This window comes from Pedobacter sp. MC2016-05, from assembly GCF_026239735.1.
In the GTDB taxonomy this organism is placed as follows: Bacteria; Bacteroidota; Bacteroidia; order Sphingobacteriales; family Sphingobacteriaceae; genus Pedobacter.
In genome coordinates this window covers 128,642-153,811 of record NZ_JAPIVT010000008.1, presented here as the reverse complement: position 1 = coordinate 153,811, position 25,170 = coordinate 128,642, and the positions used below count along the sequence as shown (strand labels likewise).

The following is a 25,170-nucleotide window of genomic DNA, read 5'->3' as shown; positions in this document are numbered from 1 at the left end:
AGAAATTCCTATCTTTGAAATATGATGAAAACTGCCGATGAATTTTTAGAGAAATCTGATAAGAAAGCGTTCGATCTACCGCATCGTAAAACCATTAATTTTAATATTGGTAAATATAATACTGCGGTAGAACGCGGTTTATCTAAATTCGAAAACCTGGAGGCATCAAAAAGAAAAGCACATGTTATCAAATGGCGTGTGATGGAAAATCTTGATAAATATCTGCCGGAGTTCGAATCCAATTTCCAACGTCGGGGGGGCAAGGTGATATGGGCGAATGATGCGGCAGAGGCACAGCAAGAGATCTTAAATATCATCAAACGGAATGGCGGTAAATCGGTTATCAAATCAAAATCGATGACCACCGAAGAAATCCACATCAACGATTTTCTTGCCGAAAACGGAATCGAGTCGCTAGAAAGTGATTTGGGAGAGTATATAGTTCAGTTACTGGGTCAAGCTCCTTACCATATTGTAACTCCAGCCATGCACTTAAGTGCTACTGACATCGCACAGTTGTTTCATGATAAATTTGATACACCAGTAGATGCTACTCCACCTCAGCTGGTTCAAAAAGCTAGGGAATTGCTCCGTGATAAATATTTAAACGCTGATATTGGGATTAGTGGCGGTAATTTTCTGATTGCCGATACAGGGAGCATTGCCATTACGGAAAATGAAGGGAATGCCAGATTAAGCACCACATTTCCAAAGATTCATATTGCAATTGTAGGGATCGAAAAAATAATTCCCTCCATGGCTGATTTGGATTTGTTTTGGCCATTATTAGCTTCACATGGAACTGGACAAAACTTAACGGTTTACAATACCATTTTAAGCGGCCCACGCCAACCAAACGAAACGGATGGTCCAGAAGAAATGTACGTGATTCTGTTAGATAATGGCCGAACAAATTTGTTGGCTCAAAAGGACCAGCGTCAGGGCTTGTATTGCATTCGCTGTGGTGCTTGTTTAAATGCCTGTCCGGTATATAAAAATATTGGTGGCCATACTTACAACACCACTTACAGCGGTCCCATCGGCTCGGTGATTACTCCGCATTTAAAAGGCATGGAGGAGTTTAAACACTTAAGTTACGCCTCTAGTTTATGCGGAAAGTGCTCTGAAGTTTGTCCTGTTAAAATCGATATTCACAAAATGTTACTCCTTAACCGCAGAGACGCGGCTGCTACACATGAAAATGGCAAAGTAGAAGAAATGGGGTGGGGAATGTTTAACCGAATGATGCAAAAACGTAAGTGGATGGATTTTTTCGGGGGGAAATTCAAGAACTTTATGCTAAAATCATTCTTCAGAAAAAGTTGGGGAAAATACCGTGAAATGCCCAAAGTGGCCGATAAGTCTTTTGCAAAGCAGTGGGAGGAATTGAAGAAGAATAAGGAAAATCAATAAAAACGTTAACTATCCTTACCGCATTTCCTATCGAATTCGTAAATTCACTATTAAAGTCGAGTAAATTTTGCCACACTTTTCATCGTCTTTAGATTTAAATTTTTCTTCTATTCTAATGAGCACTTACTTGTTCATGTTCATGTTCATGTTAAAAATGCTGCGGTGAAGCTAAATTCGAGGTTGAAGAAGTTAAATTGATTTCAAATAAAGGCTTAAAGAATAAAGATGTTAGTTTGGCGATTGCTTTAAATGAAGAGAATAAAGAAATTATCACCAATAAATGAATTGAATATCATGGACATTGATGTAGTTAGAGTTTGGTTTGATGATTGGAACATTTTCATTAAAACAAATACCAATGAAGTAAGAGGTCATCTACTGAGTTGGTTTCCAAGGTTGCAAATGGCATCAAAATCTTCACTAGAAAATTTTACACTTTCGCCATTTGGAATACATTGGGTGGAGCTTGATGAGGATTTGAGCTTTGGAGGTTTTTTTTAATTTACACCTCATGAATCAATTTTAGAAAAAAAATTAACCAGGTCTTTCCAAATTCATATGCACTTCAACCGCCGCGATAAAGACGACAAATTCTTACTGAATTTATATAAAAGATTGCTTTATCCTCGAATGGTTGAGGAAAAGATGCTTAAACTTTTGCGGCAAGGTAGAATTGGCAAATGGTTCTCAGGAATTGGGCAGGAAGCCATTGCTGTTGGCAGTACACTAGCCATGCAGCAAGATGAATATATTTTGCCAATGCACCGCAATTTGGGTGTTTTCACCTCAAGAGATATTCCCTTAAAAAAACTGATGGCGCAATGGCAAGGCAAAATGACTGGTTTTACCAAAGGCCGAGACCGCTCCTTTCACTTTGGGACACAAGATTATAAAATCATTGGAATGATCTCCCATCTTGGGCCGCAGATGGCCTTAGCTGATGGTATTGCACTGGCAGATATTTTAGACAAGAAACAAAAAGTAACGTTGGTTTACACTGGAGAAGGTGCCACAAGTGAAGGCGACTTTCATGAAGCCGTTAATGTTGCATCAGTCTGGAATTTGCCGGTTATCTTCCTGATAGAAAATAATGGCTACGGTTTATCCACACCAAAATCTGAACAGTTTAAGTGTAAAAATTTGGTTGATAAAGCAATTGGCTATGGCATTGAAGGCGTTCAGATAGATGGAAACAATATTCTGGAAGTTTACGATACCATTAATCAACTGGCTAATGAGCTTAGAAAAGACCCTCGTCCTGTTTTGGTGGAGTGTTTGACCTTCAGAATGCGTGGCCACGAAGAGGCATCAGGCACTAAATATGTTCCTCAGGAGTTATTTGATGAATGGGAAAAGAAAGATCCGTTGAGCAATTATGAATCGTATTTGATTGAACAAGGTGTGTTAAATACCGATGCAGCGATCGACATTAAAATTCAAATTAAAAGAAGTATAGAGCTAGAAGTAGAAGAAGCCTTTAATGAGCCGGAGCCTGAAGCGAATGCTGAACAGGAAGAGCTTGATATGTATTTTCCATACCAACAAACTGTTGTTGCGCCAAGTCAATCCTCCACAGAAAAAAGATATTTAGATGCTATAACTGATGCATTAGATTTAGCCATGCAGAAACATCAAAACCTCGTTTTAATGGGGCAGGATATTGCTGATTATGGCGGCGCTTTCAAAATAACCGATGGGTTTACTGACAAGTATGGCAAGGGCCGAGTTCGCAATACACCAATTTGTGAATCTGCAATTGTCGGCACTGGTTTGGGTTTGTCTATTAACGGTTACAAGGCAGTTGTAGAAATGCAGTTTGCAGATTTTGTAACGGTTGGTTTTAACCAGATTGTAAATAACTTGGCCAAAACACATTACCGTTGGGGCGAAAAAGCAGATGTTGTGGTTCGGATGCCAACTGGTGCAGGAACGGGCGCCGGTCCATTCCACTCACAAAGCAACGAGGCCTGGTTTACAAAAACTCCAGGATTAAAGGTGGTTTACCCTGCGTTTCCACAAGATGCTAAAGGTTTGCTCTTAGCTGCAATTGAAGACCCAAATCCAGTAATGTATTTTGAGCATAAATATTTATACAGAAGTTTATCCGCTCCCATTCCTGATGGTTATTACACCACCAAAATTGGCAAAGCTTTAACCTTAAAAAAAGGAAATAAATTTGTAATCATTACTTATGGTTTAGGGGTTCATTGGGCTTTAGATTATCTAAAAAACAATCCAGAAAGTGATGCGGAATTAATTGATTTACGTACACTTCAACCATGGGATAAAGAAACCGTGCGAGCAGCAGTAAAAGCGACCGGAAGGGTTTTGATATTACACGAAGATACACTAACCAACGGTTTTGGGGCAGAAATTTCAGCATGGATTGGTGAACATTGTTTTCAGGACTTAGATGCGCCGGTAATGCGTTGCGCAAGTTTAGATACTGCAATCCCGATGAATAAAGCGTTGGAGGATGAATTTTTGGCAAAGGCAAGATTGGCCGAAACCGTTGAAAAATTGCTTTTATACTAATATGACATTCAAAAGTAAAGTCGACTTATTTTACCTTATTATCGTTGTGATAACAATCTTGTTATCAATCAGCGTATCGATTTATACTTTGATAAGATATACCGATGGTTTCTCAATTTTATATACATTTATCATTTCAACATTAGTGGGTACATTACTGCTATGGTTATTATTTAATACAAAATATACCATTCAAAATAAAGTTTTAAAATATAGGTCTGGTCCTTTTTTTGGACAAATAAAAATTGATGAGATTAGGGAGTTACAATTAAATGCAAAGACTTTTGTAGGTTTTAAACCGGCTTTGGCATGCAACGGAATTATTGTAAAATATAATAAATGGAATGAAATTTATATAAGCCCCAAAGAAGTTGAACGCTTTGTTATAGAACTTACAAAGGTCAATCCTAAAATAATCACAACTTCAAATAAGTTATAACAGAAATGAGCAATTTTAAAGTCAAGGGAAATATAGTTGACATCACAAAGCGAAATATTTTCTTTGGCGAAGTTGAAGTTGAAGAAGGCAAAATAAGGAACATAAGCAAAGTTTCTGAAGCCAAAAGTGATGCTCATTTTATCCTCCCGGGATTCATTGATAGCCATGTCCACATAGAAAGTAGCATGCTAATTCCGAGTGAGTTTGCAAGGTTGGCTGTCGTTCACGGAACGGTATCTACCATCAGCGATCCACACGAAATAGCTAATGTCTGCGGTTTGGAAGGTGTAGAATTTATGATTGAGAATGGTAATACTGTTCCTTTCAAGTTTAATTTCGGTGCTCCGAGCTGCGTTCCGGCAACTATCTTTGAGACCGCTGGGGCAGAATTGAACCACGATGATGTTTGGTCACTTTTGGAGCGACCAGAAATAAAATACCTCAGTGAAATGATGAATTTTCCTGGTGTGCTTTACAAAGATGATGAGGTTTTAAAGAAGATTGCTGCTGCACATGAGTTGGGTAAACCTGTTGATGGACATGCACCAGGTTTAAGGGGTGATACCGTTCAGCAATATATTGACGCAGGGATTTCTACCGATCATGAATGTTTCACTGCAGAGGAGGCTTTAGATAAATTGCAACGCGGAATGAAAATCCTCATCCGTGAGGGCAGTGCTGCTAAAAATTTCGAAGCGTTGATCGATTTGCTAAACGATTGGCCCGAGATGATGATGTTTTGTAGTGATGATAAACATCCGGATAGCTTGGTAGAAAATCATATCAATGCACTTTGTGCCAGAGCAGTTGCCAAAGGGGTTGATGTATTTAAAGTTCTTCAGGCTGCTTGTATCAATCCTATTCTTCACTATAAACTTGATGTAGGCACTTTGCAAATTGGCGATGCGGCAGATTTTATCGTTATTAAAGATTTGATAAGCTTCAACGTGAAGCAAACTTATATTAATGGCGATTTGCTTGCCGAAAACGGCAGAACAGTGGGTAATTGGGTAACAAATATTGAAGATGCAAAATCTGTCAATCATTTTGCTTGCAGCCCGAAAAAAGAGAAAGATTTTATTTATCCTTTCAAAGGAGAGGAAGAACTTGCGGTAATTGAAGCACTGGATGGACAATTAATTACCAATCGGATTGCTGCCCAACCTAAAGTGTCTAATGGTAGTATTGTTAGTAATTTAGAAAACGATGTATTGAAAATGGTGGTGGTGAATCGCTATCACGATGCACCTGTTGCAATATCATTCGTCAAGAATTTCGGACTCAAAAATGGTGCGATTGCATCAAGCGTTGCTCACGATAGTCACAACATTATTGCTGTAGGGGTAGATGATAAAAGTATTTGTGAAGCTGTAAACCATGTTATTGAAAAAACTGGTGGCGTAGTTGCACTTGGAAAGGGAAGGTTAGAATTATTGACTTTGCCAGTAGCGGGTTTAATGAGCAATCAAGATGGATACAAAGTCGCAGAAAGCTATACCTCTATTGATAAATTCGCGAAAGAATTAGGCTCTACTTTGCTTGCGCCATTTATGACACTTTCTTTTATGGCTTTGCTGGTTATTCCACGTATAAAGTTAAGCGATAAAGGTCTGTTTGATGGTGATAAATTCGAGCTTGTTTAAGCAACTAAACCACAAAAACTTCTGCCAAAGGATTAAAAAGATAGATTCTTTTATCATCTAAACATACACAGCGATAGCGTTTCCGAATGCGTTCGCCTTTAGTAAACCGACGACCGTCTTTTATTTTAAAGATTGTGTTGACCGAGAGTTGTTCTAAATGCAGCGTTTCTACCGCGTTAGGGTCGTACTTTTTCAAAGCTCTTGATAAATGCAAATCTGAACAGCTCGACGCAGCAGGGTTAGACATGTAGTTGTCAATAGCCTGATGAATATCAGTAGGGAAAATATTCATGTCAAAAAATGGAACCATCATTCTTTGGAAGTTTTTTTTCCACTCCAAACCATGAGGTTTTACTTTGTTTTTGAAATCATTCCAGGTGAGTAAATGCGCAAATTCATGAACCGTGGTAACCAGGAAAGCATAATGATTTAAATTAAAATTTACAGAAATGCGATGGCCTTTGTCGCGGTAAGGGTGGCGGTAATCGCCAAGTTTTGTAGAACGGGTTTTAGCGATTTTAAATTCGCATTGAAAATAATCTATCCACTTTGCAATTAGCGGCGCCGCCTCGGCAGGCATATATTGCGCTAACAAATCAACTTTCTCCACGAATGCTAAGGTAAGAAATTGCCAAACATTCAACTACAGAGGATACAAAGATTTACACAGAGTTAACGAAGTAATTAACCACAGAGTGCACCGAGTTTTCAATACACACTAATTTGCCAATTCGTCGTTGCAAGGTACGAAGCAATCCTAATGCGGTCGCTATAAAACCCCTAGTAATAAGATTGCTTCGTGCCTCGCAATGACGACCGTTTTATGATTAAATAAAAACCTACTCCTCTGATGGAAACAAAGAAGCCAACACCAGTTTAATCTCCCCAAATGAATAATCTTTTCCTAAAAAATCTCTGATCGTAGCCATCGATTTTGTTTTCTGGCTCTCCACCGCGTCAGCAATAGTTCTAATTTTGTTAGGCTTAACCAACTTCGACACATCTATTTGCTGCGTAGACACATAATAAGCCAGGTGGCCCTCAATTGTACCAACAGAAAAACCTCTTTCTTTTGCAATTTCCTCCAATGTTTTGCCTTGCTCGTAAAGCTCAAAACTGATTAATTTTGTATCAACTTTCGGCTCTTTCTTTTTCTTCTCAACAGCCGATTTCACTTTTAAAACCTGGCCTTTAAGTTGAATGGCCTTCTGCAATTGCTCATTTCGTTCAGCCAGATTCAACAGTTTGTCAGTATCGGCTTTGCTAAATTCTTTTCCATTAATAATCGCATTGAGCAATGCTTTGCTTTTGTGCATTTTTTTCAATTGTTCATAAACTAAAATTTCCAGTTCAAGCAATTCGGTTAAGTAAGTTTTGATTCCCTTCTCTTCCTTAATGGATTCAATTTGTGCTAACAGTTTGTCGGATACAGCTTTAATAAGCGGATTGAAATATTTTAGTGCAGCTTCAACTCTTTTAGAAACATTAAATAAGGTATGCTCGGTTTGTTCGGCGAATAAGCCCTTCAGTTGATTTAGAAATGTATCAGCTGTGGCAGTAGTTTTCTGAAATTCCTTGTACAAGTCCATCGTCCAGCCATCGTACCGCTGTTTGGTAGATTTTGCCTCGCTTTTATCGAAAGTCTCCACATGCTCTTTCATATAGTATCGAACCAGGTTCAAGTCGAATGTAGCCAGTAAATAACTTCTGATAAAACCGTAACTCTCAACGCTTATTTGTTGGGTTAAGATCTCTGCAGGTTGTTTTGTGCTAGAGAAATAGTGAATGTTCTGATCTTGCTGCAAACCATTCTCTCGCAAATGCGAAGTAAGTACCAAACCTTTCAGCGTGCGCAAACGCGATAGCGCTACGTAAGCCTGACCCGGGGCAAAGGCATCCCCGATATCGATAATCGCTTTATCAAAAGTTAAACCCTGGCTTTTATGAACCGTAATTGCCCAGGCTAATTTTAGTGGATATTGGACAAATGAGCCCGCCACATTTTCTGCAATTTCATTTGTAGCTTCGTTGAGTTTGTACTTTACATTTTCCCAGGTATAGGGCGAAACGGCAATTACTGTGCGCTCTTCGGGAAGTTCTATTTCGATAATATCCTTTTCAATGTGGTGCACAACCCCGATTTTTCCATTATAATAGCGCTTTTCGGCAGTCATATCATTTTTGATAAACATGACCTGAGCGCCAACTTTCAGCTCTAAATTTTTTTCATTAGGGTAAGCGTATTCATTGAACTCGCCGGTAACTTTCGCATCAAAAAAATACGACTTTGTTTTCAACTGCGTGAGCCTTTCACGGTTAATGGTATCAGCCTTATTGTTATGAGTGGTTAAAGTGATATAGTTCTCATCAGCCGCAGGCTTAAAATCTTGTTTAAAATGCTGGCGCAGTAAAGCGGTATCTTCGGGCGTAATCTTATTATTCCGCAGGTTATTTAACAAATCAATAAACACTGCATCATCCTGACGGTAAATTTTATCCAGCTCGATATATACTGGCGGATTATTTTGTAAAGCCAGTGCATCAAAAAAATAAATGCTCTTGTAGAAACCAGCCATCACCCGCCATTCATCGTTTTTTACTACCGGGGGCAACTGGTGTAAGTCGCCAATAAATAGCAACTGCACACCGCCAAAAGGCACATTTCTATTTCTCCTTATATACCTTAACGAGAAGTCAATCGCATCGAGCATGTCGGCTCTTAGCATACTCACTTCATCAATCACCAGCAATTCAAGCTCCTGAATCATACGCTTTTTGTTGCCCTGCATATTCAGGTGCTTAACAATGGTTCGCGGCGTATTAAAATTAAAAGTGATGTTTTGATTGATCAGATTACCCGCCGCATCAGGAAAAAATGCTCCGAAAGGCAATTGAAATAAAGAGTGAATGGTTACACCGGCAGCATTAATTGCAGCAATACCCGTTGGGGCACAAATCAGCGCCTTCTTGTGCGTAAGCGAAATCAATTTCCGCAGGAAAGTAGTTTTACCTGTTCCTGCTTTTCCAGTTAAGAAAACATGTTTTGAGGTGTAATTGACAAACTTTGCAGCAATTTCTGCGGGCATAGAAGTTTCTTCCAGTTGTGGCATCGGCAGTAAGATTTTGGTTTGCTCTAGTTGGAGGGATGATTAAAGCTAACAATTTTAGTGCAAAAATAGGTATGATTTTTAGTTTTCAGTTAATAATTTAGGTAATCAAAGTTAAATATCTGGAAATGAATGTTCAGTTTTTCATCGGGAATGGTAGTCCTGTTGTTTGCTTTATCCCGACGAAAAAATCGGGATGCCCGCTGCCATTAGGTTTATTTAACAAGGGGTTACCGCTTTTGAGAAGAAAACCACTCCTTGCCTCTCCTGGAAAATAAGGAGGGGAGCTGTACGGTGCTAATATTAAAATTTAACAGAATTTGCCGTTTGGTTAAAAGCATACACTTCAAAACTGGCACAATTTTGAAATAGCAAACCCTACTCTGGTTAAATATTGCACTAACCGTGAAAATACAGTTCATGCTGAGGAACGAAGCATCTGCAAGCGATGAAACAGATTCTTACCATTGACGATATTATTTTTTCCGTCATTTCGAAATCGATTTTTCATCGGGAGAAGCTCCAGAGGAGTGCCTTTGGAACAATATCATTGGTGGTATTGCGCTATTAAATGAGATTGCTTCGTGCCTCGCCTGCTTGCCGTAGGCAGGCAATGACGACCGCCCTTAGCGTCATTCATATTGATTTTTGTGAAATAAATTAACCATCAGAATGACAGAAGTTAAAAGAGATTGTAATGAATGGCGGGACTGCTTTTACCGATGAACTACTGCAGTTGCTTTTCTAAACGTGATTTAAGATTTGAACGGGTAACCCTATTAAAGATTAAACCATTAACCAGTTCAAACAGTTAACCAATTTTCTTATCTTTGCAGCCTGATGAAACAAAATTATTCAAATCTTATCGCTGTTAAATTTCTTTAACCCGGTTTCATCGCCATTTTTACCCCAAATTTATTATGCTTAACCCTGAAATAGAAAAACGTAAAACCTTTGCCATTATTAGTCACCCCGATGCGGGCAAAACCACATTGACAGAAAAATTTCTGTTGTTTGGTGGTGCCATTAACACAGCTGGTGCGGTAAAACGGAATAAAGCGAACCAAAGCAATACTTCCGATTTTATGGAAATTGAGAAGCAACGTGGAATCTCGGTAGCTACTTCGGTTATGGGTTTCGAATACAGCGGCAAGCGAATTAATATTTTGGATACCCCTGGTCACAAAGATTTTGCTGAGGATACTTACCGAACGCTTTCTGCTGTGGATAGCGTTATCTTGGTGGTAGACTGTGTAAAAGGAGTGGAGGAACAAACCGAAAAACTGATGTCGGTTTGTAGGATGCGTAACACCCCGGTAATTATATTTATCAATAAAATGGATCGCGAGGGTAAAGAAGCCTACGATTTGCTGGATGAAATTGAAGAAAAACTAAACATCAGCCTGTGCCCGCTTTCGTGGCCAATTGGTCAGGGCCATACCTTTAAAGGTGTTTACAGCATTTATAACAAACATTTAAACCTATTCAATTCTGATAAAACCAAAGTAACCGATTCTGTGGTGGCGGCAAATGATTTGAATGATCCTTCTTTGTTGAACTACCTAAAAGAAAACGAAATTAACAACCTGAAAGATGATGTTGAATTGGTTGATGGTATTTATGGAAACATTGATAAAGATTTATATACCGAGGGTTTGGTGGCGCCAGTATTTTTTGGAAGTGCCATTAACAACTTCGGTATTAAGGAGCTTTTAGATACATTCATTGATATTGCGCCAAGTCCCCGCCATAGAGAAGCCGAAGAGCGTGATGTATTGGTAGAGGAGAAAAACTTTAGTGGTTTCGTATTTAAAATCCATGCCAACTTAGATCCAAAACACCGTGATAGAATTGCGTTTTTACGGATTTGTTCAGGGAAATTTGAACGTAACAAATTTTATTACCATACCCGTCAGGATAAGAAATTAAAGTTTTCGAACCCGATGGATTTTATGGCGAATGAGAAAAGTATTGTTGAAGAAGCCTGGCCAGGTGATGTGGTTGGTTTATATGATAGTGGCAACTTCAAAATTGGCGATACTTTAACTGAGGGCGAAAAGTTGCAATTTAAAGGTATTCCAAGTTTCTCGCCATCTATTTTTAAAGAGGTAGAAAACATGGATCCGATGCGTACTAAACAGTTGGAGAAAGGTATTGAACAATTAACTGATGAGGGGGTTGCGCAATTATTTGTGATGCAGCCCGGAAATAGAAAGGTGATCGGTGCAGTAGGAGAACTTCAGTTCGAGGTGATTAATTTCCGTTTAGAACACGAATATGGTGCTAAATGTCGTTTCCGTACATTAAGTTACACACGCTCGAGCTGGGTAACTTCAACAGATAGGAAAAAGCTTGATGAATTTGTGAAGCGTAAACAGCAGCACATTGGTTTTGATAAAGAGGCAAACCCAGTTTATCTATCAGACAGTGACTATATGATTAATTTAACGAAGCAAGATTACCCGGATATCGATTTCCATAAAACGAGCGAATTTAAGAGCTAAATTTTCTTGCTTGTCCATGCAACTAAAATTTACAAATTTTCGTCTGATAAATAACAAACTAAAAAATATGAAAAACAAATTTGCTTCTGTTACTTATCTATTGTCTATCCTGTTAATATCTTCTTGCGCAACGCTAAGAACGGATCCAAAGTCATGGACACTTATGATTCCTCTAGAAGCTAAAAAGAAATTAACGGTGAATTTGGCAGATACAAGCGCATTTAATGTGGATATACAAAATCCAACTAAAGATACCTTGATCATTAAACAACGGAATAATCAGGATCAGGTTATCGTTAATGATAACGTTTCGCTATCTATTCCGGCTGGAAATCATCTGGAGATTTTAAATGTATCTAAAAAGACTATCAAACCTATTGTCAGGATTTTTGATCATAAAGCTAAAGTTGTTTCAGCAGTTTCAGCGTTTTAATAGGTTTAATAATTTGATTAATTATAGAACAATCAAATTGCAAACCGATGATTTAAATTATCAACTTTCTCCTTTTCTTTGTCACATCAATTAAAAACATCATGGTTAACTATAGCGAAATTTTCAATGAGCAGGGAATGGATTATCAAACGTACCGTGCGCTGGTAGACCAGCTTTTGCTGGAAGGGAAGGCTACCGGCGATGTTACTTACGATTTGCACTATACAAAAATGAATGTGCAACGTATGAACCGAGTTGATAAAACCGCAAGTTTGACTGATGAATTAATTGCTGCTATCGATAATTTTAAAGCCAACTACAAATTTTTGGTAATTACAGAAGGTTGGTGCGGAGATGCGGCTCAAATTATTCCTATTTTTAATAAAATAGCCACAGCGTCTTTAGGCAAAGTTGATTTAAGATTTGTACTTCGTGATAAGAATCTTCCATTGATAGATGCGCATTTGACTAACGGAGGGAGAGCAATACCGGTTTTGATTGTGTTGAATGAAAATGCAGATCAAGTTTTAGCAACGTGGGCACCACGTCCACAGGTTTTGCAAGAATTGCTTAAAGAGTGGAGAAAGGAAACAACTGAAATGCCTGTTCTGGCAGAGAAACTTCACAGCTGGTATGCTAAAGATAAAACACAAACAACACAAGCAGAGTTAAATGTGCTTTTGAGAGGATTGGAAGTAAATAACTAATTTTCTTCACTATCTTTTTCGTAGCCTTCATAGTAGTATGATTGCTCAATTCCTTTGAAGATTACTTCTCTATTATCTACATCATCTGTGAGGTGAGCCGCAAGTAGGGTTTTTAACTCTAAATCATTTATAGGACTGCGTTCCATCGCTTGTAAATACAATGTCTTATCAATAAACTGCCAATTAACCAATCTCGTTAGGCGTTCTTTCAAGATCATATCAAGCCAGATTCGCATTGTTCTCCCGTTCCCTCCCATAAAAGGGTGTGCAATATTCATTTCTACATATTTAGCTACAATTTCTTCAAAAGTGCTTTCTGGCATCTGTTCTACTTTTACCAAAATCTCATTTAGATATAAAGCTGCAACAAATCGAAAACCACCTTTAGAAATATTTAATGTTCGTATTTTGCCTGCAAAATCAAACAAGTCTTTAAAAAGATAGAGGTGTATATCTTGTAAGGCTTTCGTAGTGCCAATTTCTATTTCATAGATATACCACGCTCGAATAAATGGAATGCATTCTCCAAACTTTTTTTATCAATACTTTTCATGCATTATTTGAACAAAAACTTTATCCAAAATCTAATCAACTGAAACCGTTAATCCTTCTTGCTGTAAAATTTTACGGTAAACTTCCATTTCAGTAAAAGAACCTTCCAAAACTGGGCACTTTCCGTCATTATGTACTTTCCACGCAATTTTTTCCGCCTGAGATTCGTTATAATCCAAATACTTCATCATGCAGTAAATCACATGATCAAAAGTATTTACATCATCATTCCACAAAATAAGGCGATGCACAGTTTTCAGGGAAGTTAAAATTTCTTCGAGCGTAAAGGTCTCTTCTTTGGTTTCTGTAGACATGGTTGCAAAAATAAACAATAATTAGAAGATTTGAGAGATTTGATTTGACAAGTCAGAGGATATGCGTTTCCTATCTCTCCCTCATCTCATATCTTTATAAAATAATTACATTTACCTAATCAAATATATGAGCATGCATCAATCCAAAATAGCAGGAATAGGTTACTACGTTCCAAAAAATGTTTATACCAATACCGACTTAAGTCGTTTTATGGATACCAACGATGAGTGGATTCAGGAACGAACCGGGATTAAGGAGCGTCGTTTCGCCGATCGTAATGAAGAAACTACCACCACAATGGGAATTGAAGCAGCAAAAATTGCTATCGAGCGTGCTGGTATCACCACAAAAGATGTCGACTTTATTGTTTTTGCTACCTTAAGCCCTGATTATTATTTTCCGGGATGTGGTGTTTTGCTACAACGCGAAATGGGGATGGGCGAAATCGGTGCCCTGGATATTCGCAATCAATGTTCAGGATTCGTTTATGCACTTTCGGTTGCCGATCAGTTTGTGAAAACCGGTATGTATAAAAATGTTTTGGTGGTCGGTAGCGAAAAACATTCGTTTGCTATGGATTTCGAAACTCGCAGTCGTAATGTTTCAGTAATTTTTGGCGATGGTGCAGGTGCTGTCATTTTACAACCTACCGATGATAAAGGTAAAGGGATTTTGAGCACTCATTTACACAGTGATGGCGCTGATGCAGAAATTTTAGCCATGTATTATCCAGGTTCTCATGCAAATAAATGGATGAAGGATAAACCTGCTTTTCCTGATCAGGAATTAGGCGGATTGTTTATGACGCCTGAAATTTTAGAAAGTGGTGCCGCACTGCCCTACATGGATGGACCTTCGGTTTTCAAAAAAGCAGTAGTAAAATTTCCAGAAGTGATTAAAGAAGCTCTGGTTGCAAACAACTTAACGGAAAAGGACATTGATATGCTTGTGCCACATCAGGCAAATCTACGGATCAGCCAATACGTACAAAACTTGTTAGGCTTGAGCGATGATCAGGTATTTAATAATATTCAAAAATACGGAAATACCACAGCAGCATCTGTCCCTATTGCTTTGTGCGAAGCCTGGGAAGCCGGAAAAATTAAAGATGGTGATTTAGTTTGCCTTGCCGCATTTGGATCAGGTTTTACCTGGGCAAGTGCGCTAATCAGGTGGTAACTTGAGGTAAAAGGTTGAGGGTATTGAAGCTTAAGATTAATGTCCTCAACGTCATTTTGTTTAGAACAGTAAAATTTATTATCTATTTGAAGTTTAAATCCTTCCTTTATAAAATAGCGCAACGAAGCCAAATAAGGTGAAGCAAGCACTAATGCAGGAAAAAACTATAGTGGTTGATGCAAGCCCCCTACTAATGCCATACCTTTCGTTATAAAATATAAATTCCTTTATTCCGATGCTATTTTCCTCAATATCACGGCTTCTATCTACCGCTTTAACCAATTTGTTCTTATGTTTGAATTGAAACACGGGATAATATATATATGTAAACCTTTTATTGTTCACCCGTTCAACAGCAACAATTGTAGCTTCGGTTTTTGTTCCGAATAGTAATGGGCGATACGAACCTATCAATCCATAAGCCAGAAAAAATCCGAGCAGGATCAACGAAACTCCAAATACTTTTATCAGTGCCATTTCAATTTTTGTCCCAGGTCTAACAGCTTTTCAACCTTTAATTCCTCGCTATAAAATCCCCTAAATAACTACATTCTCCAGCTGCCACCTGATAAAACGGCGTTTTGCTGTATTTCAATTTCAATTCTTTGAAATACGGATTGTTGTAATTTGCATTGATGAAATTTTGATATTTCACATCATCTTTATCCCAATAACTAAATGAATTTATTTTGGCGTTCAAAATGATCTGCTTTTGAGCACATTTGGCGAGCATGAATGTACATTTTGCCTTAAAATCTGCATTTGTACTCAGCGCTCTAGCTTTCAAATACCAGCTTTTGGCAGTTTGAGCTTTTTTATAGTCTACATCATAACCGTACTTTGCCGGGCTGGCATTGTCATAAGTCGACCAATCGTAGCTAATCAAAAACCAGCTATTTCCGTAATAGCCAGTTTGATAAACGGCGTTCGCCATTTTGTAATAATACAGGGAAGCATTCTTCTGTTCACTAACAATCAGTCGTTGTAACCGAAGCATTTCCGCCGCAAAAGTTTTCTTCGTAATAGAAGCTTTTGCCGCTACATATTTTTTAGGGAAATCATTAATGGTTTGAATAAATGGATTTGCATAAAGCTTCGAACGGGCATCATCAGCATACCAGTTTTCGGGATTGAAATAATTATAATCCAGCGATACCCTTGCAAACATTTGAACCGCTTTTTCATACTGATGCGTTCTCAAATAAGTGGTTCCAAATAGCTCATAGAAATCATCATTCTTAAGTTGATTTAAAGCCTTCGAAAGCAAAGCCGTTACATCGTTTCCAACTGCTTTCTTTTTATAATTTAGCAAATCTTGCATACTTTTCGGACTTAAAAATTGTTGCCAGAAAGCAGTCGTTTGATAGCTCATATTTTTGAAAAGCGAGTTATCTTTTACGATCTTGTATTCCAAATCCCCTTTAACCATTGCCAGGGCAGCTTTGGCTGTATCGCCTAATTTTAAATATGCAGGTGCTAATAGCTGCTGATAGAAACTTCTTGTGGTTCTGCTAAAATGTTTGCTTTCTGCATCTGCCCAATCATAATATTTATCTCCAGGATGCGATTTATTTTCGGCAAATCTTTTTTCGTCTAGCCATTTTAGTGTCGGCAATAGTTCATTTTCGTTAAATGGATTTCCTTTCTTAATATTTTTAGCTTTAATCAATAAATCAGTAATTCGGTATTGATCACGCAATTTTTCAGGAAGTTTTTCAGGATTCAGTGTACTTAAGTAATTGGTGGCAACTGCATCTTTATTTTCCATCCACGATAAATAAGCAGCTGTTAAAGTAACCAATTCTGGCTGCGGATATTTCTTTTCGGTTGCTAATTTAACGGCAAAATCTCTAACCAGGTTTAGCTGTTTTAAGTTCAAATTTTTAACACTATCCCTTCGTCGCGGGTTACTCTGAGAGAAATAATAGCTATAGGATATTTTTGCAATATCATTCGCCTCAATCAATGCCTGCTCCAGTTTGTTAACTTCTCTAACCAATAGCGCCCCGTTAAGCTCACTTTTAGGTTCGTATTGATATACTTTATATAAACTTTCAATATTGAAATCTGGATTTCCAAAGCCGTTAATTGCCCAAATGTTGGCTTTTTCACTATTGGTTTTAGCGTATTTCAAGGCCCCGTCTATAGGAGCGCTGTTGTAATAATAATTCTTATAAGCCTGCACTCTCCTTTCCGGGTTGGTTGCAAATACTTTTGAAAATAAAAATGCAGATTCTGCTGGATTTCCCAATCGGCGAATAGAACCGGCATAAAGTGCCAAAGCCCATCCTTTAACAGCACTATTGGTTTTATTAGTTTTGATAAATTTTTCGTAAACGCTTTTGCTATCGGTATGCAGGCCTGCATAATGAAACATCCGCTCTGCCTGATAAGCATAACGCAATTTTAAGAAATCATCTTTCTCCAATTCTGTTGATTTGAGGGCTTCTTTCGCAAGCACATCCATTTGTGTGCTATCTCGAGGTATCGGATCCCAAAGATCGAAGTTAATATTAGCATGGGGCTCACAGCTTTTAGCGAAAGTATAATATTTCAAGGCGGATTTGTTTTTACTCAATCCTTGTACGAAAGTGTTGTTTTGCAAACTATCTGCCAAATCTGAAAGCTTTCCGTCGAAATGTGCAAGCTGGTGACTTGTTGCACTATCTACATTGTACATAATCTCATGAACATCCTGTTCCTTAACATCTAAATATTTCGCCCATTCTCGGCTATTAATTTGCGATTCGCTTTCTACATCTTCCTCGTTGTTCAAATAGGCCATTTGGTTATAAGCAAAAGGCGTATACTCATCACCCTCAACATTGTTGTGGAAATAGGAAATATAATAATCGTAGGGGTCAATTTCGCCGCCACACGCGATATTTACCGCGATTTCGCCAAAGAAAGTAACAAGAAAAACGCTAAAAATTAGCGATAACTTTTTGAAAGTCTTCATCTGTAAAATGTTTTAAAAGGTCGGTATCGAGATGATAAAAAACGAGATTTCGCTCTTCAGGTTTTAAATATCGGGATAAAAAATTAGATGTTGTAAATAAATCTCCGGCTGAGATTTCTTCCCACCTAATCACGTCACCGCGTTTTAAGCCCGCCGCTGGATTATCGATTAAGAGATCGTATAAAATGGAATGGCCTTTTTGCTTAAATAGGTTTTTGTCATTAATTTGATCTTTGGTAATTCGTTTAGAAATTCCAGCATATTCTTTATTCCTGAATACGACTGCCCACTCAAAAATTGGTAAGGCAACATCAAGATTTAATGGGTAATTGCGGAGGTAATCTTTTAAGTAGATATCCATTTCTCTTTGATCAAGAATGGAATTTTGCTCGCCATACTTACGCAGATTCCCCATGTTGTAACACATCAGCATGGCCTTTTTTACCGGGGGAATACCACTGGTCGACTTGTTTTTTACCTGATGTAATCTTAAGGTGACGGAAATTGTTTTGTTCTTCAAAAGCGGCTGAGCTTGCAGTTGATTTAGAAAATTGAAATACTTGTCTCTAGTGGTTTTAGTCCAATCGCAGTCTATTTGAAGTTCAGAATAATCCGTCTTTCCGGCCTGCTTAACTTTGGCATCAACGAATACTGCAATTCTAGTGGCTAGCGATTTTATTCTGCTCGAATCTATGTCCTTAAAAATATGGTTAACAAGAAAAACCACAGGAATGATGCCGATTGTTTTTGGAAGCGGATCGGAGAACTTTATAGGAGAAATAGGAACATCCTGTTGAAAGTCGGGATTAAAATCTACATCCATAATGCGAACGTAAAGTGATTTTGACTTAAATTTCTCGAGGTAATCAGTTTCAACTTTTTTGTTTTTATAGTTTGTTCGCCAAAAATAAAAAGTGGGGTGAACGATTGACTTTTGCTTACAACCGAATAAGAAAAATATAGAAATCACTAAAATACTTATCTTGCGCATATCAATTTTATTGATCAAAAGTAAGATAAAATGCGAGCAGTTTTACAAAGAGTTACACAAGCAAGTTGCACAGTTGATGGCACAATTACGGGCGAGATTAAAACCGGATTTTTGGTGCTTTTAGGTATTGAAGATGCCGATACAGCCGATGATTTGGATTGGCTTGCTCAGAAAATTGTTAATATGCGGGTGTTTGGTGATGAAAATGGCTTAATGAATAAAGCGTTGGCTGATGTTAATGGAGATATTTTGTTGATTAGCCAGTTTACCTTATTTGCATCTACAAAAAAAGGTAACCGCCCAGGTTTCACCCGAGCCGCAAGGCCAGACACCGCTATTCCGCTTTACGAAAAAATGATCGAAAAGTTGTCGACTTTAATGGGCAGGAAAGTGCAGACAGGGATTTTTGGAGCCGATATGAAAATTGCTTTGGTAAATGATGGGCCAACTACAATTTTAATTGATACGAAGAATAAAGAGTAAAAAACCTATATTCCTCGTCACTGCAATCTTTTAGAGGAGATTTTAGTTTAAAGAAGTAATCAGCGAAATATAAAAGCTAACACGATGACCATTAATGAAGCACAGGAAACAGTAGATCAGTGGATCAAAACTACAGGTATCAGGTATTTTAACGAGTTAACCAATACTGCTATTTTAATGGAAGAAGTGGGGGAGGTAGCTCGGATTATGGCTCGGAGATACGGTGAGCAGTCATTTAAAAAGAGTGATGAAGCGGTAAACCTTGCCGATGAAATGGCCGATGTGATGTTCGTGCTGATCTGTTTGGCCAATCAAACAGGTATTGACTTAACCGACGCCTTTCAGAAAAATCTCGAAAAGAAAACCATTCGCGATGCAGACAGACATAATAACAACGAGAAGCTAAAATAAGTCTTAAGTCTTTAGTCAAGAGTCATGACTTAAATAAGCGCTACTAACATTTGTTTTTATGTGTCGAAATCGGCTTAGTCTTTCAAAAGCCATCTTTAGGAGGTTGGTGGCACAAACTCCATTAAAGTTCTGTAGGCCACAAAGCGGTTTTTAAACTTGCTGTTTAATCTCTCTTGTAGCTCTGGAGCAAATGTGCTTTGGTATTCGTTGTAATTTTCTAAAGTTTCGGCAACATATTGTGCGCAATAAGTTACGCCTTCATTTGGCGAATCAAGCACCTTTAATAAGCGATTGGATACAAACATTCCTGTAGCCATCACTTCTGGAATATGGGTTTCCTGCATCCATTGCAACCATTCTTCAGCTGCAGCATCATCTAAAATTAGGGTAACGTTATATAAAAGCATGTCGCAAAGATAATAAATGTGCCGAAGTAAAAGATGGATGAAAAACTGAATTTCTTATATTCGGCGATTAGTTTAGAGCATACTCATGATTGAAATTTCAACATCACAAACAGTACGGGATTTAGAAGGTATTATTACGCTTCAAAAAAAGAATCTAAGAGCAGATTTATCTCCAGAAGAAATTGAACAGCAGGGTTTCGTAACGGTATCGCACACGCTTGATGATTTGGAAAAAATGCATCAGCATGAACCGAACATCATTGCTAAGGATGGTGAAAGGGTAATCGCTTATGTACTAGGGATGACGGAGCAATCGAAAAACGATATTCCCCGATTAGTAGAAATGTACGAGAGTTTCGATCACATTCAATATCATGGAAAATCGGTGGCTGAGTATCAATATATTGTTGTGGGCCAGGTTTGTGTTGATAAAGATTACCGTGGGAAAGGCTTATTTGATCAATGCTATCAGGCTTATAAGAATTTTTTCGAAGATAAATTTGAATTCGCAATAACTGAAATTGCCACTATAAATTTACGCTCAATGAAAGCGCATGAGCGTATTGGCTTCAAAACGATTGATACCTACACAGATCAAATGAGCACCGAGTGGAATGTGGTGGTTTGGGACTGGAGATAATTATTGAAGGTTTATCAAGGCTTGCTTTACCGCGTTATCGGTCTGATTTATTGACCGGTAGTAGCCCACATCGCCAAGGTAATAACGGCATAACAATGCTTTCAAATCACTCAAAATTACAGGCTTGGCATTGTACAGTTGAAAACGATCGATCTGTACGTTTTTGCGTTGAATATAACCTATGAAATCTTTGAAATCATTATCTCCTAACGCGAAAGAATTAATGTTTTGCTCTACAAAGCCAGCGTTATATTTGTTTGTTAATACATTAAAAACATAATCTGATAGAATCTTTTTGCTTACCAGTGTTGCATAAAATTTATTGTAACCAACGGTATCCAGTTTAACAAAAACATCTGGCTGTATGCCTCCACTAGGCTTTTGTCTTTTTACATTTTGTATGGCTACACCTTCTGCTTTTTCTATCGAGTCCTGAAAAGATGTGCGATCTCCGGTCAGTTCTCCATCCATCATTCTCTCATCCAACTCATGTTTGTAAGCATCATAACCTTTTTTGTACGATTTCTGAATGCTTCGTCCCGATGGGGTATAATATCGAGCAATGGTTAAGTTTAAAGCAGATCCATCACCAAAAGAAAACTGTTCTTGAACCAACCCTTTGCCAAAAGATCGCCTGCCTATAATCACCCCTCTACCTAAATCTTGAATAGCACCTGCAACAATCTCACTTGCAGATGCAGTATTCTCGTTAATCAATACTGCTAATTTGCCATTTTGAAATGCACCGGTCCCTGTTGAAAAATAATCGGTACGAGGTTCGTGTTTACCCTGAGTGTAAACAATAAGTTTATTTTCTGGTAAAAACTGATCAGCTAGACCCGTAGCAGCAGAAAAATACCCTCCACCATTATCGCGGAGATCCAGAATGAGCTTCTTCATGCCTTTGGCTTTTAAACTATTAGCAGCACTAGCGAAATCATTATCGGTATTTGCTCCGAACTTACTAATTCTTACATATCCAGTTTCAGGACCAATCATATAAGAAGCATCAATGCTACTAATGTTTACCTTGCCACGGGTAACCATTAACCTACTTTGCACCTGTGTTCCATTATGCATTAAAACAACGCTAACGCCGCTTCCGGCTTTACCTCGAAAGCGTCCGGTTAACTGCTCTTTTGGTAAGTTTCGCCCGCTTACAACTGCGGTATCAATACTCAAAATTTTATCTCCCAGTTTTATTCCGGCCTGGTAGGCAGGCCCGTCTTTGACTACTCCAGTAACCATCATCGTATCATTGAGCATATAATACTCAATGCCAACACCTTCAAAGTTGCCTTCCAAACTGTTGGTCATATCTTGCGCATCGGTAGGAGGCAAATAAACACTATGAGGATCTAGTTGATGTAGAACGCTATCTATAGGAAGATTCTGTAAAGAATCCGTATTGATTTCATCAACGTAGTTTTTATTGATAATGTGCAGAATCTCTTCAAGTTTGCCGTCACTATTTACAGCCAACTGCGGACTTCGCTGAACGCCAAAACCCTGGTCTTTTATGAATTTTATCCCCAAAATCATACCTACTATTAAAATTACAGAATAGCTTATTGCAATCAGTAGGTTGTTTCGGGTATTTTTTTTCATTGGCGTTTTGCAAATTTATGAAATTTAGCGGGTTACTATGTTTTTTAACTACATTTTCGTGTCTTTTGTTTCTAATATTTAACATAAATTAACGGATGTAATTCTTCTTACAGCGACTGGAAGATATATTTTTAAGTTTTTACGCCACTTTTTAAAAAGAATTTACCGAATTTTATCAAAATTAAATTTATGAACAGAGTTACCGAGCAGGAATCTAATTATGATAACATCGACAAGATGTCGGTATTGGAGGTTTTGCAGGGCATTAATAACGAAGATAAGACGGTTGCTTTTGCAGTCGAAAAATCTTTGCCTCAGATAGAAAAACTAACTTCGGCAGTTGCCGAAAGAATGAAAAAAGGCGGCCGCTTATTTTATATTGGCGCAGGTACAAGCGGTCGTTTAGGTGTAGTTGATGCCTCTGAATGCCCACCAACTTATGGGGTTCCTTTCGATTGGGTTGTTGGAATTATTGCCGGTGGCGATACGGCGATTAGAAGGGCGGTAGAATTTGCGGAAGACGATGCCGAACAAGCCTGGAAAGATTTGGAAGAATTCGACATCAATGAAAAAGATTGTTTAGTGGGTTTAGCCGCATCTGGAACCACACCTTATGTAGTTGGTGGTTTAAATACTGCTCGTAAACACGGTGTTTTAACCGGTTGTATTGTTTGTAATACTGGTGGACCAATCGCTGCTGAATCTGATTTTCCGGTTGAGGTTGTTGTTGGCCCGGAATTTATCACTGGTTCTACACGAATGAAATCTGGTACTGCACAGAAATTGGTTTTAAACATGTTGAGTACCACCGTGATGGTTCAATTAGGACGTGTAGTTGGAAACAAAATGGTAGATATGCAGTTAACCAATAACAAATTAGTTGATCGCGGAACGCAGATGGTGGCCGATGAATTAAACATAGGCTATGATGAAGCGGCAGATTTACTTACAAAATATGGAAGCGTACGTAAAGCGGTGGAGGCGGGACAACGACAACCACAGTAAATGAATGAATGATATAATGAGTGAATGATAGAGGTAGCATCGCCGCTAGATTCAGTCATTCAAAGTTCACTCACTCAAAAAAATTAGATATTAAAATGCACGAAATCGAGCCTTATTACCAGTGGAGAGATGATTATGTTTCGGCAGAAGATGAGCGCTCGCCATTTTACAATACCGAGTATTCGGAAATTTATTTCGACAAACAGATTTATAATTTCTTGCTGCATCCGCAGTGGGACGAATTTGGATCGAACACCCTTTACATGAAGGTTTTGTATGCCGATTATGATCGCAGTTATGCCATTATCGAATTTATCGGCGAATGGAATGATGCGATCAATAATGATATCATGTTACTTAAGCGTGATATTTTAGAATTGATGATGGACGAAGGCATTGCCAAATTTATTCTTATTGGAGAGAACGTTTTAAATTTTCACGCATCTGATGATAGCTATTATGAAGAGTGGTTTCAGGAAGTGGAAGATGGATGGATTGTTGGTGTAAATTTTCAAGAACACGTTATTTCCGAATTTAAAGACAATAATATAGATTACTATATCAATTTCGGAGGAGCTTTTGATAATCTGCCTTGGCGTACACTTAAACCGCTACAGTTCTTTAAAAAAGTTGAAGAACTGCTGACAAAAAGATTAAACTAAATTGTTATTTTTAAAATTATTTAAATACGCAAAATTAAAATGGAACAACAAAATTATAATTATCAAACCGATAGTGTCTTTGTACAGGAAAACTCTGTATCGAAAAAGTTTTTTGCAAACGTATTCCTGTGGATGTTTGTAGCGTTGGCTTTATCAACTCTATCTGCTTTTTATATTTCAAACACGGAGTCGGCATTAAGATCTTTAATAGACTTTGAAACTGGAAGAAGAACTGCGTTAGGTTATGTGGCCATGTTTGCGCCACTTGGGCTAGTTTTAGTAATGGGAGCTGGCTTTTCGAGACTATCTTATGGCGCCTTGTTAGGTGTGTTTGTGCTGTTTTCTGTGCTGCTGGGCGTAAGTTTGAGTTTCATTCTCTTAATTTACACTGGCACATCGATTATAACTTGTTTTGCTGCCGCCGCAGGTATTTTTGGTATAATGGCTGTAATGGGCTATACAACAAATATAGATTTGAGTAAGTTTGGCCCAATTTTAATGGTTGGTGTTGCCGGTTTATTTATAGCCAGTATTGCAAACATGTTTATCAAAAGCGAACAGTTTAGCTTAATTATGGCATTTGTTGGTATAGCTGTTTTTACAGCACTTACTGCATACGATGTTCAAAAAATTAAAAGAATTGGAATGGGAATTGAAGAAAGCGGAGAATCAATTCCATCTGCTGATACAAAGAAATTAGCTATAATGGCAGCTTTATCGCTATACCTTGATTTTATTAATATCTTCCTTTTCTTGCTACGTATTTTCGGAAGTAGAAAATAATGAGCAAGTTTTTGGTAATCATGTTTTTCATTTTAGTTGGCGGCATAATTGAGGCAATTACTGTAACTTATATTACAGATCATGTATTTTTTAGTTGTTTGCCTAGTGCATTTTGGATGGGATATTTGATTACCTACTACAACAAAAGATTTATAAAAAGAGAGGTTGTTTAAAGCCCTCATACAAAACAATATTCTTAAGGCTGTGCAAATTTGCATGGCCTTTGTAATTTTATTTGGTAGCGGAGCGATAATTTTTGGAATTGATGTTGCTTTGTTGCATTTTTGTACGCTTATTAAGAAAGACGGAGGGATTAGACCCAACGAAGTCTTAGCAACCTGTAACCTACAAGGTGCTAAATTCTATTCTGCCACTGGCAGAAACAGATAAGTTT

At 38.0% G+C, this 25,170-nt stretch carries 23 protein-coding genes, 1 pseudogene and 1 riboswitch; of the genes and pseudogenes, 15 read left to right on the top strand and 9 right to left on the bottom strand.

What is annotated here, in order from left to right; genetic code table 11:
- The first annotated feature begins 21 nt into the window (after positions 1 to 21).
- The 5 genes from OQZ33_RS12925 to ade all read left to right on the top strand — a co-directional run bounded on the left by OQZ33_RS12925 (position 22) and on the right by ade (position 6,030).
- Complete coding sequence (locus tag OQZ33_RS12925; protein WP_265799433.1) at positions 22 to 1,413, top strand: LutB/LldF family L-lactate oxidation iron-sulfur protein; 1,392 nt, start codon at positions 22 to 24, stop codon at positions 1,411 to 1,413.
- A gap of 249 nt (positions 1,414 to 1,662) precedes the next feature.
- The gene (locus OQZ33_RS12920; protein WP_265799432.1) at positions 1,663 to 1,914 is read left to right on the top strand and encodes a DUF2442 domain-containing protein; all 252 of its coding nucleotides are present in this window, start codon (positions 1,663 to 1,665) and stop codon (positions 1,912 to 1,914) included.
- A 57-nt stretch (positions 1,915 to 1,971) separates the two neighbouring features.
- Positions 1,972 to 3,948: an alpha-ketoacid dehydrogenase subunit alpha/beta gene (locus tag OQZ33_RS12915; RefSeq protein WP_265799431.1), complete on the top strand. Its 1,977-nt coding sequence runs from the start codon at positions 1,972 to 1,974 to the stop codon at positions 3,946 to 3,948.
- An 88-nt stretch (positions 3,949 to 4,036) separates the two neighbouring features.
- A complete protein-coding gene (locus OQZ33_RS12910) occupies positions 4,037 to 4,387 on the top strand; it encodes a PH domain-containing protein (RefSeq protein ID WP_265799430.1) in 351 nt (116 codons plus the stop codon).
- A gap of 5 nt (positions 4,388 to 4,392) precedes the next feature.
- Positions 4,393 to 6,030: an adenine deaminase gene (gene ade / locus OQZ33_RS12905; RefSeq protein WP_265799429.1), complete on the top strand. Its 1,638-nt coding sequence runs from the start codon at positions 4,393 to 4,395 to the stop codon at positions 6,028 to 6,030.
- A 4-nt stretch (positions 6,031 to 6,034) separates the two neighbouring features.
- Here ade and OQZ33_RS12900 read toward each other — a convergent pair whose 3' ends face one another.
- Together OQZ33_RS12900 and OQZ33_RS24225 are read right to left on the bottom strand one after the other, a co-directional pair.
- The gene (locus tag OQZ33_RS12900) at positions 6,035 to 6,640 is read right to left on the bottom strand and encodes a SprT-like domain-containing protein (RefSeq protein WP_265799428.1); all 606 of its coding nucleotides are present in this window, start codon (positions 6,638 to 6,640) and stop codon (positions 6,035 to 6,037) included.
- A 229-nt stretch (positions 6,641 to 6,869) separates the two neighbouring features.
- Positions 6,870 to 9,140, bottom strand: coding sequence for a helix-turn-helix domain-containing protein (locus tag OQZ33_RS24225; RefSeq protein ID WP_322975055.1), 2,271 nt, complete (start codon positions 9,138 to 9,140; stop codon positions 6,870 to 6,872).
- 917 nt (positions 9,141 to 10,057) lie between these two features.
- On the opposite strand from OQZ33_RS24225, the gene OQZ33_RS12880 reads away from it, so the two are divergent.
- The 3 genes from OQZ33_RS12880 to OQZ33_RS12870 all read left to right on the top strand — a co-directional run bounded on the left by OQZ33_RS12880 (position 10,058) and on the right by OQZ33_RS12870 (position 12,781).
- Positions 10,058 to 11,641 (top strand): peptide chain release factor 3, encoded by a 1,584-nt coding sequence (locus tag OQZ33_RS12880; protein WP_265799427.1) that lies wholly within the window; start codon positions 10,058 to 10,060, stop codon positions 11,639 to 11,641.
- A 67-nt stretch (positions 11,642 to 11,708) separates the two neighbouring features.
- On the top strand, positions 11,709 to 12,074 hold the full coding sequence (locus OQZ33_RS12875) for a hypothetical protein (RefSeq protein ID WP_265799426.1): 366 nt from the start codon (positions 11,709 to 11,711) through the stop codon (positions 12,072 to 12,074).
- A gap of 101 nt (positions 12,075 to 12,175) precedes the next feature.
- Entirely contained in the window at positions 12,176 to 12,781 is a 606-nt protein-coding gene (locus OQZ33_RS12870; RefSeq protein ID WP_265799425.1) for a thioredoxin family protein, read from the top strand.
- Here the strand turns inward: OQZ33_RS12870 and fic are convergent.
- Together fic and OQZ33_RS12860 are read right to left on the bottom strand one after the other, a co-directional pair.
- Positions 12,778 to 13,275, bottom strand: a pseudogene (gene fic / locus OQZ33_RS12865) (protein adenylyltransferase Fic); the annotation flags it as partial. The gene OQZ33_RS12870 and the pseudogene fic sit on opposite strands and share 4 nt — an antisense overlap.
- Before the next feature lie 90 nt (positions 13,276 to 13,365).
- Entirely contained in the window at positions 13,366 to 13,647 is a 282-nt protein-coding gene (locus OQZ33_RS12860; protein WP_010599054.1) for an ATP-dependent Clp protease adaptor ClpS, read from the bottom strand.
- Between the two features lie 133 nt (positions 13,648 to 13,780).
- Here OQZ33_RS12860 and OQZ33_RS12855 point away from each other — a divergent pair, with 133 nt between their 5' ends.
- Positions 13,781 to 14,827 (top strand): 3-oxoacyl-ACP synthase III family protein, encoded by a 1,047-nt coding sequence (locus OQZ33_RS12855; RefSeq protein ID WP_265799424.1) that lies wholly within the window; start codon positions 13,781 to 13,783, stop codon positions 14,825 to 14,827.
- 93 nt (positions 14,828 to 14,920) lie between these two features.
- Here OQZ33_RS12855 and OQZ33_RS12850 read toward each other — a convergent pair whose 3' ends face one another.
- Genes OQZ33_RS12850 through OQZ33_RS12840 form a run of 3 tightly spaced genes read right to left on the bottom strand, consistent with a single transcriptional unit; the run spans position 14,921 to position 18,777 of the window.
- On the bottom strand, positions 14,921 to 15,304 hold the full coding sequence (locus OQZ33_RS12850) for a hypothetical protein (protein WP_265799423.1): 384 nt from the start codon (positions 15,302 to 15,304) through the stop codon (positions 14,921 to 14,923).
- A gap of 37 nt (positions 15,305 to 15,341) precedes the next feature.
- The gene (locus OQZ33_RS12845; protein WP_265799422.1) at positions 15,342 to 17,786 is read right to left on the bottom strand and encodes a hypothetical protein; all 2,445 of its coding nucleotides are present in this window, start codon (positions 17,784 to 17,786) and stop codon (positions 15,342 to 15,344) included.
- Positions 17,752 to 18,777: a hypothetical protein gene (locus OQZ33_RS12840; RefSeq protein ID WP_265799421.1), complete on the bottom strand. Its 1,026-nt coding sequence runs from the start codon at positions 18,775 to 18,777 to the stop codon at positions 17,752 to 17,754. Before OQZ33_RS12840 ends, OQZ33_RS12845 begins: the two co-directional genes overlap by 35 nt.
- A 30-nt stretch (positions 18,778 to 18,807) precedes the next feature.
- On the opposite strand from OQZ33_RS12840, the gene dtd reads away from it, so the two are divergent.
- Both dtd and OQZ33_RS12830 read left to right on the top strand, forming a co-directional pair.
- The gene (gene dtd / locus OQZ33_RS12835) at positions 18,808 to 19,260 is read left to right on the top strand and encodes a D-aminoacyl-tRNA deacylase (protein ID WP_265799420.1); all 453 of its coding nucleotides are present in this window, start codon (positions 18,808 to 18,810) and stop codon (positions 19,258 to 19,260) included.
- A gap of 84 nt (positions 19,261 to 19,344) precedes the next feature.
- Positions 19,345 to 19,671, top strand: coding sequence for a nucleotide pyrophosphohydrolase (locus tag OQZ33_RS12830; protein WP_265799419.1), 327 nt, complete (start codon positions 19,345 to 19,347; stop codon positions 19,669 to 19,671).
- Between the two features lie 95 nt (positions 19,672 to 19,766).
- Here the strand turns inward: OQZ33_RS12830 and OQZ33_RS12825 are convergent, their stop codons facing one another.
- The gene (locus OQZ33_RS12825) at positions 19,767 to 20,078 is read right to left on the bottom strand and encodes a DUF4286 family protein (protein WP_265799418.1); all 312 of its coding nucleotides are present in this window, start codon (positions 20,076 to 20,078) and stop codon (positions 19,767 to 19,769) included.
- An 85-nt stretch (positions 20,079 to 20,163) separates the two neighbouring features.
- Between OQZ33_RS12825 and OQZ33_RS12820 the strand changes: the two genes are divergently transcribed.
- Positions 20,164 to 20,718, top strand: coding sequence for a GNAT family N-acetyltransferase (locus OQZ33_RS12820; RefSeq protein WP_265799417.1), 555 nt, complete (start codon positions 20,164 to 20,166; stop codon positions 20,716 to 20,718).
- Here the strand turns inward: OQZ33_RS12820 and OQZ33_RS12815 are convergent, their stop codons facing one another.
- Positions 20,719 to 22,326: a S41 family peptidase gene (locus tag OQZ33_RS12815; protein WP_265799416.1), complete on the bottom strand. Its 1,608-nt coding sequence runs from the start codon at positions 22,324 to 22,326 to the stop codon at positions 20,719 to 20,721.
- A 189-nt stretch (positions 22,327 to 22,515) separates the two neighbouring features.
- On the opposite strand from OQZ33_RS12815, the gene murQ reads away from it, so the two are divergent.
- From murQ to OQZ33_RS12800, 3 genes are all read left to right on the top strand, one after another.
- A complete protein-coding gene (gene murQ, locus OQZ33_RS12810; RefSeq protein WP_265799415.1) occupies positions 22,516 to 23,331 on the top strand; it encodes an N-acetylmuramic acid 6-phosphate etherase in 816 nt (271 codons plus the stop codon).
- A 95-nt stretch (positions 23,332 to 23,426) separates the two neighbouring features.
- The gene (locus OQZ33_RS12805) at positions 23,427 to 23,993 is read left to right on the top strand and encodes a hypothetical protein (RefSeq protein WP_265799414.1); all 567 of its coding nucleotides are present in this window, start codon (positions 23,427 to 23,429) and stop codon (positions 23,991 to 23,993) included.
- Between the two features lie 39 nt (positions 23,994 to 24,032).
- Positions 24,033 to 24,776, top strand: coding sequence for a Bax inhibitor-1/YccA family protein (locus OQZ33_RS12800; protein WP_265799413.1), 744 nt, complete (start codon positions 24,033 to 24,035; stop codon positions 24,774 to 24,776).
- 289 nt (positions 24,777 to 25,065) lie between these two features.
- A riboswitch (SAM riboswitch) is annotated at positions 25,066 to 25,169 on the top strand.
- The last annotated feature ends 1 nt before the right edge of the window (position 25,170 follow it).